General features: G+C 68.8%; 8 protein-coding genes. 7 read left to right on the top strand and 1 reads right to left on the bottom strand.

Features of this window, described 5'->3' with window-relative positions; genetic code table 11:
- The first annotated feature begins 2 nt into the window (after positions 1-2).
- The 5 genes from ACGFI6_RS41105 to ACGFI6_RS41125 all read left to right on the top strand — a co-directional run bounded on the left by ACGFI6_RS41105 (position 3) and on the right by ACGFI6_RS41125 (position 5,451).
- The gene (locus tag ACGFI6_RS41105; protein ID WP_393128136.1) at positions 3-1,361 is read left to right on the top strand and encodes a DUF779 domain-containing protein; all 1,359 of its coding nucleotides are present in this window, start codon (positions 3-5) and stop codon (positions 1,359-1,361) included.
- A complete protein-coding gene (locus ACGFI6_RS41110) occupies positions 1,361-2,443 on the top strand; it encodes an NAD(P) transhydrogenase subunit alpha (protein ID WP_393128137.1) in 1,083 nt (360 codons plus the stop codon). The genes ACGFI6_RS41105 and ACGFI6_RS41110 overlap by 1 nt, the downstream gene beginning before the upstream one ends.
- Positions 2,440-2,736 (top strand): NAD(P) transhydrogenase subunit alpha, encoded by a 297-nt coding sequence (locus ACGFI6_RS41115; RefSeq protein ID WP_393128138.1) that lies wholly within the window; start codon positions 2,440-2,442, stop codon positions 2,734-2,736. The genes ACGFI6_RS41110 and ACGFI6_RS41115 overlap by 4 nt, the downstream gene beginning before the upstream one ends.
- Positions 2,733-4,130 (top strand): NAD(P)(+) transhydrogenase (Re/Si-specific) subunit beta, encoded by a 1,398-nt coding sequence (locus ACGFI6_RS41120; RefSeq protein WP_393128139.1) that lies wholly within the window; start codon positions 2,733-2,735, stop codon positions 4,128-4,130. Before ACGFI6_RS41115 ends, ACGFI6_RS41120 begins: the two co-directional genes overlap by 4 nt.
- Before the next feature lie 706 nt (positions 4,131-4,836).
- Complete coding sequence (locus ACGFI6_RS41125; RefSeq protein WP_393128140.1) at positions 4,837-5,451, top strand: hypothetical protein; 615 nt, start codon at positions 4,837-4,839, stop codon at positions 5,449-5,451.
- Between the two features lie 46 nt (positions 5,452-5,497).
- On the opposite strand, the gene ACGFI6_RS41130 is transcribed toward ACGFI6_RS41125, so the two are convergent.
- A complete protein-coding gene (locus tag ACGFI6_RS41130; RefSeq protein WP_393128141.1) occupies positions 5,498-5,812 on the bottom strand; it encodes a 2TM domain-containing protein in 315 nt (104 codons plus the stop codon).
- Positions 5,813-5,962: 150 nt separating this feature from the next.
- Here ACGFI6_RS41130 and ACGFI6_RS41135 point away from each other — a divergent pair, with 150 nt between their 5' ends.
- Both ACGFI6_RS41135 and ACGFI6_RS41140 read left to right on the top strand, forming a co-directional pair.
- Positions 5,963-7,417, top strand: a complete 1,455-nt coding sequence (locus tag ACGFI6_RS41135; RefSeq protein WP_393128142.1) for a DUF4389 domain-containing protein — start codon at positions 5,963-5,965, stop codon at positions 7,415-7,417.
- A 33-nt stretch (positions 7,418-7,450) separates the two neighbouring features.
- The coding region (locus ACGFI6_RS41140; protein WP_393128147.1) for a glyceraldehyde 3-phosphate dehydrogenase NAD-binding domain-containing protein at positions 7,451-7,554 on the top strand (104 nt) is incomplete at its 3' end.

Below are 7,554 nucleotides of genomic sequence, written 5' to 3' on the forward strand. Positions count from 1 at the left end.
CGATGTCGGTCAATCGCATCACGGCCACCGCGGCCGCGCACGAGGCGATCCTTCGCCTGTGCGCGGACCGCGGCCGGGTCATGTTCGTCCAGTCCGGCGGTTGTTGCGCCGGCAGTACGCCGATGTGTTACCCGGCCGGCGAGTTCCTGGTCGGCCCGGGCGACGTACTCCTCGGCGAGATCGAGGGCTGCCCGTTCATCATCGACAGCCGTCTCGACCAGGCCTGGGGCGAATCCACGTTCCAGCTGGACGTCGCGCGCGGTGAGCCGGAGGGGTTCTCGTTGGCCGCCGGACCCGGCACGCGTTTCGTCACCCGATCCACAACCTGCTCCGTCGAAAGGACCGTCATGAAAGCCGCAGTCGTCACCGACTTCAGCAAGCCGCTCGAGATCCAGGAACTCCCGGTGCCCGAGCCCGGGCCGGGCCAGGTCCTGGTCCGGATGGAGACCAGCGGGCTGTGCCATACCGACATCCACGCAGCGCACGGCGATTGGCCGGTGAAGCCGAACCCGCCGTTTGTCCCGGGCCACGAGGGCATCGGATTCGTCGAGAAACTCGGTGACGGTGTGACCGAGCGGGCGCTGGGCGACCGGGTCGCGATCGCGTGGCTCGGCTCCGCGTGCGGCAAGTGCCGGTACTGCATCGGCGGCTGGGAGACGCTTTGCCTGGAGCAACAGAACTCAGGGTACTCCGTGAACGGCAGCTTCGCGGAGTACGCCGTCGTACCGGCGGCCTTCGCGACGCCGGTGCCGGACGCGGTCTCGTCCCGCGACGCGGCGCCGCTGACCTGTGCCGGTGTGACCACGTTCAAGGCAATCAAGGTCGCGGGTGTCGCCCCGGCCGAGACGGTCGCGATCTTCGGGGTCGGCGGCCTCGGGCATCTGGCGCTGCAGTATGCGCGGATCGCCGGTGGGGTCACGATCGGCGTCGACATCGAGGACAGCAAGCTGGAGATGGCCAAGGAACTCGGCGCCGACCACGTGGTGAACGCGGCGACCACCGATCCGGTCGAGGCGATCCAGGCCCTCGGCGGCGCCGACGTAGCAGTGGCGCTGGCCGCGAACCCGCAGTCGTTCGACCAGGCGTTCCGGTCGCTGCGCCGCGGTGGCCGGCTGGTCTGCGTGGCGCTGCCGGGTGACGACGGTGCGCTGAGTCTGCCGATCTTCGACACGGTGCTGAACGGGAAGACCTTGATCGGTTCGATTGTTGGCACCCGCAACGATCTTGCCGATGTCTTCGCGCTGCATGCTGCTGGCCGTACCCGCGTGATCGCCGTCGACCGCAAGCTCGACGAGGTCAACCAGTCGATCGCGGACGTGCTGACCGGCGCCATTCCGGCCCGCATCGTCTTCCAGTTCTGATGAACACGCTCATCGGCTGCCCGGCGGAGACCGAGTGGCACGAGAACCGGGTGGCGCTCACCCCCGAGGTGGTGACACGGCTGCGTAGGTCCGGTCTCGACGTGCTCGTCGAGACCGGGGCGGGACGCAGTGCCTGCTTCGCCGACGAGGCGTACGTCGCCGCCGGTGCGCGGATCGCCGTACGCACGGAGGTCTTTGCGCAGGCGGACATCCTGACGGTCATCCATCGCCCGGACTGCGAGCGACTGCGGTCCGGCCAGCTCGTGATCGGCCTGCTGAATCCGGACCACGCTCCCGAGGAGCTGGAAGCCGTCACGGCGCTCAGCTTCGAGGGACTGCCGCGGACGCTCAGCCGGGCGCAGGCGATGGACGTGCTCACCTCGCAGGCCAACGTGGCCGGCTACAAGGCGGCGGTGCTCGCCGCGGACACGTTCGGCGGGTTCTTCCCGATGATGATGACCGCGGCCGGGACGGTCCGTCCGGCCAAGGTCCTCGTACTCGGTGGGGGAGTCGCGGGACTGCAGGCGATCGGTACGGCGCGCCGCCTGGGCGCGCTGGTCACCGGGTACGACGTCCGCGCGGCTGCTCGCGCCGACATCGCGTCGACCGGTGCCGCCGTACTGGATCTGGACGTCACCGCGGAGGGGGAGGGCGGCTATGCGCGGACGCTGACCGCGGACGAGCAAGCCGCCCAGCAGCGCGCGATGGCCGACGCGATCCGGGACTTCGACGTCGTGATCACGACCGCTCAGGTGCCCGGGCATCGGCCGCCGCTGCTGGTCCCGGACGCGGCTCTCGCGGGAATGGCACCGGGCTCGGTGGTCGTCGATCTGGCGGCCGGCCCGCTGGGCGGGAACGTCGCCGGCTCGGTTCCCGACGGCCGCACCGAAACCGGGAACGGTGTGGTCGTGCTCGGTGCCGGCAACCTCCCGGCGCAGGTGCCGCGCGCCGCGTCGTCCGCCTGGGCGCGGAACGTTGCCGCGTTGCTCGAGTACCTGATCCACGATGGGTCCGTCGTACTCGATCCGGACGACGAGATCACCGGCGGCCTGCTGGTGCGTTCCAAGGAGGCAGTGTCATGACAGCCGTGTTGCTGGCCGACATCACCGTGTTCGTGCTCAGCGTCCTGGTCGGGTTCGAGGTCATCTCGAAGGTTCCGGCCACGCTGCACACGCCCTTGATGTCCGGCGCGAACGCGATCCACGGCGTGGTCATGGTCGGCGTGATGATCGTTGCCGCGAGCATCGACACGACGGTCGGCTACGTGTTGCTGTTCGTCGCCGCCGCGTTCGCCGCGGCCAACGTGGTCGGCGGATATGTCGTCACCGACCGGATGCTCGAGATGTTCAAGGCGAAGCCGAGGAGTGACGCATGAACACGGCAACGCACCTTCTCTACCTGGGGACGGCGATCTGCTTCGTGCTCGGTCTGCACCTGATGAACTCGCCCGCGAGCGCCCGCCGCGGCAATCAGCTGTCCGCGTTCGGGATGGCTGTCGCGGTCGTGCTGACGGTCGCCGTACTGATCGACGACGGGGTGATCACCGCGACCGCGGCCGGCGTACTCGCCGTCGGGATCGTGGCCGGGTCCGTCGCCGGACTGGTTGCGGCGCGGCGGGTGAAGATGACCGCGATGCCGCAGCTGGTCAGCCTGTTCAATGCGGTCGGTGGTGGTGCGGCGGCGCTGATCGCGTTCAGCGACGCACTCCCTGGTTCGGCCGGCCAGCCGGTGAGCACCACGCTCACCACGTTCCTGGACGTGCTGATCGGCGCGATCACGTTCTCCGGCTCGTTGGTTGCCGCGGGCAAGCTCGCGGGCGTCGTACCGGGGCGGCCGCTGACCTTCGCGGGCGGGCGCGCGCTCAACTTGCTGCTGGCCGTGGCCGCGTTGACCGCCGGCGTGCTCTACACGGCACATGTCGGTGGGCTCGCAACGCTCGGGGTCCTGACCGCTGCTGCGCTCGGAGTCGGCGTACTGATGACGCTGCCGATCGGCGGCGCGGACATGCCGGTGGTGATCTCGCTGCTGAACGCATGCACCGGTACGGCGGTCGCCATGGCCGGCTTCGTGATCGGCAGTACGCCGTTGATCATCGCGGGCGCGCTGGTCGGCGCGGCCGGTGGCATCCTGACCAAGCTGATGGCGGTGGCGATGAACCGTTCGCTGCTGAACATCGTCGCCGGTGGCTTCGGAACCGGCGACGAGCAGAGCGCTCCGGCGATCGCGGCGACCGGCACCGTCCGGACGGTCAGCGCTGATGACGCCGCGCTGCAGCTCGCGTACGCCGGGAAGGTCGTGATCGTACCGGGTTACGGGCTCGCGGCCGCGCAGGCGCAGCACGAGGTGGTCGAGCTGGCCCAGGCGCTGTCCGAGCACGGTGTCGACGTCAGCTACGGCATCCACCCGGTGGCGGGCCGGATGCCTGGTCACATGAACGTACTGCTGGCGGAAGCGAACGCGCCGTACCCGCAGCTGAAGGATCTGGACGAGATCAACCCGCAGTTCGCGGCGACCGACGTCGTGCTGGTCGTCGGCGCGAACGACGTCACGAACCCAGCCGCACGGCGGCCAGGGAACGCGGTGTCCGGGATGCCGATCCTGGACGTCGACAAGGCCAGCAGCGTGATCGTGGTCAAGCGTTCGCTCGGCCACGGCTACGCCGGGATCGACAACGAGCTCTACACCAACCCCCGCACCGCAATGCTCTTCGGCGACGCGAAGACGATACTGACGGCCCTGATCAGCGAGCTCCAGGCCTACGTGCATTGAGGTGATGACGATACTGGATACTGATCGGGACAAGTTGCTGCCGGCGCCGTCGATGCACAATACGAAGCCTGGCAGTTTCGGTTCGGGGACCGGAGTGTCGAGGTGTACCGCGACCGGGAGCGGGAGTTGCCGGCCGCGGATCCTTCGCGGCGGATGTTGTTCGTGTCGCTTGGGGCGGCGATCTTCAACCTGCGGGTGGCGGCGCCGGTCGCGGACTTCGAGCGGGAGCCACAGTTCGCCGTACTCGCGACTCGGTACGACGGCCTGATCGAGTGGCTGCGGGCCGGGCAGGCGCTGGAGCACGTACTGCTGGAGGCGACCGCGCGCGGCGTGGCAACCTCCTTGCTGAACCAGGCGATCGAGCATGAGGAACTCCGCGCGCAGGTCAACGATCCCCTCGGACCCTGGCAGCGGCCACAGGTCGTGATCCGGTTCGGGTACGGCGAGCAGGTCCTGCCGACGCCGCGGCGGCCGGTGACCGAGGTACTGCTGGAGGAGTGGCGGTGGTCCGGCCCGGACGGGACCTTGGGCCCTGACCATGCCGCCGCGGCTGCGCGAATCTGTAGGTGCAGGGGAAATGACCGGCTCGCCGGAAGCGGATCCCCAAAGGGTGGCCATCGGCCACGAGACCCACCGTCGTCAAGACGGAATCCGCTCTGGCGAGCCGGTCCCCTGCGTCCAGGAACGGATCCAAGGGGAGGTCGTCATGAGCACCGCCAAACAACGGACCGGGGAGCTGTGGGTGCTCATGCAGGCCCGCCGGCTGGGGATCGGCCGGAAGAACCCGATGCGCCGCTGGTCGGACCACGCCGAGACCGTGCTGCTGTGGTGCGCGGTGATCGCGGCTCTGATGATGGTCCCGGTCGCTGCGGCCATCGGTACGAACATCTCGAACTCCCTCGAGGCGTCGGCGGCGCGGCAGCGAGCAGTCCTGCACCAGGTGCAGGCACGGACGCTGGAGAGCGCCGACCGGACGATTCCGAGCACCCCCGGCGACGCGCTGTCGCGGATCCACGTGTCCTACGCCGATCAGCAAGGCGCCGAACGTGAGGGGACCACGAGTGTCGTGATCGGTACAACGGCCGGCGCCCAGGTGAAAGTCTGGCTCGATCAGTCCGGCGCGATCGCTCCGGCACCGCGGTCAACCTCCGACAGCGCGGCTTTCGGTGGTACCGCAGGATTCTTCATCGTCTTCGGCTCGTCGCTCGTGCTCTGGGGCCTGTTCCGCCTCGCCCGCATCCCGCTGGACCGCCGCCGGCTGCAGGCCTGGGACGCGGAATGGCAGGCCATCGCTCCCCGCTGGCCCCGCGGCCAGAAGTGAACGACCCAGGAGCCGGTCTGCACCAGGACCGGCTCCTGGCTGTTTGTCACCGGCGATGGGCGATGCGGTCCATGGTGGACCGGATCGACGCCTCGGTGGGTTGGGGCCACAGCACGTCCCAGGTGTGGAAGACGATGCCGATGCCCCAGGCGAAGATCGGGAAGACCGGCCAGAAGAAGCCGGCTCCGCTCACGTACCAGATGATCACCACGAAGGTGTTCACCAGGACGAACGCCATGAGGTGACCCGCGAGCTCGCGCCGCTTGCGCAGCTCGGTCACCGCCTGTTCGCGCAGCTCGTCGTCGGTCCGAAGCGGACTGCTGGGGTCGGTCCGGCGGTCGGTGAGTGTCTTGTCGTCCATGACTCCTCCTTGCTCGTCACTTCCACCGTCGGTCGGCGTCGGTCAGCCGGTCAGGGCAGCAAGACGTGACCGGGGCGGGACCTTCGGCCCTGCTGGATCCGTCGTTCCAGTCGGACGCTGGCTGCGACGGACGAGCGACTGGAGGGCGTGATGAGTACGGCGACGTATCCGGTCCGGGTGGACGGGGCGCTGGACGAGCGATTGAACCGATGGTTGTGGCTGGTGAAGTGGGTGCTGGTGATCCCGCACCTGCTGGTACTGATGGTGTTGTGGATCGCGTTCGCGGTGCTGAGCTTCGTGGCGTTCTTCGCGATCCTGTTCACCGGCCGGTATCCGCGCTGGATTTTCGACTTCAACGTCGGAGTACTGCGCTGGTGGTGGCGGGTGCAGTTCTACGCGTACGGCGCGCTGGGGACGGACAAGTACCCGCCGTTCACGTTGCACGACGTACCGGACTATCCGGCACATCTCGAGGTGCGGTATCCGGAGCACCTGTCCCGGGGGCTGGTCCTGGTGAAGTGGTGGCTGCTGGCGATCCCGCATTACATCGTGGTCGGGTTCTTCGTCGGCACCGGCACGTGGTTCGCCTCGCGCGCCGACGATCGCGCGTGGGGTTGGAGCGGCGGACTCGTCGGCCTGCTCGTCTTGGTTGCGGCCATCGTGCTGCTGTTCACCGGGCGCTATCCGCGGCCGGTGTTCGACCTGGTCCTCGGCATGAACCGCTGGGCGCTGCGCGTCGCGGCGTACGCCGGGCTGATGGTCGACCAGTACCCGCCGTTCCGCCTCGACATGGGCGGCGACGACCCAGGTACGACGAAATTGCACGAGCCGCCGCCCGTGGGCGGACCGTACGCCGGACCGCCACCCGTCAGGCCACCGACGGAGAACCTGCAGCGGCGGATGTCCGCCGGGCGAATCATCGCCCTTGTGCTGGGGGTTCTCGTGACGCTCGCATCCGTCGTCGGCCTGGCCGTCGGCGGCGCGCTGGCGTGGCTCGACGAAGGCCGCCGGGACACGGCCGGTTACATCACGTCGGACCAGGTCACGCTGAGCACGACGGGGTACGCGCTCACGAGTGAGAACCTGACGATCGACACGGCTGGCAGGACCCTGCCGCACCGGTGGTTCGGCGACGCCCGGGTCCGCGTCACGAGTGCCGACGGTACGCCGGTGTTCGTCGGCCTGGCGCATGTAGCCGACGTCACCAGCTACTTGTCCGGTGTCGGCTACACCACGGTCGTTGCAGTCGGGCCGAACCGGACGACGTACCAGAACCATGCCGGTCAGGCACCATCGACATCGCCGGCCACGCTGACGATCTGGCGGGTCAAAGCGTCCGGTGCGGGCGAGCAGACGATCACGTGGCCGGTCGAGAACGGTGACTGGATGCTCGTGGTGATGGCAGCCGACGGAAGCCGGAACGTCAACGTCCGTGCGGATGTCGGCGCGACCGCACCCGTACTGGAATGGGTCTGGATCGCGGTACTGACGAGCGCGGGAGTGACCCTCCTGCTGGGCATCGCGCTCGTCGCGGCCGCGGTCGTCCGGCAGCCGAAGCCGGGACCTTCGGCCCTGCAAGCACCGTCGTCGCCGCCGGTGGAATGAGTACAACGTAATCAACCGGCTGAGGGGTCGATCATGAGTGTACGGGTGGGGATCAACGGGTTCGGGCGGATCGGGCGGGACTACCTGCGCTGTGTGCTCGAGCAGCGGTCCGGCGACATCGAGGTGGTCGCGATCAA

The sequence above is a fragment of the Kribbella sp. NPDC048928 genome (assembly GCF_043197975.1).
GTDB lineage: Bacteria > Actinomycetota > Actinomycetes > Propionibacteriales > Kribbellaceae > Kribbella.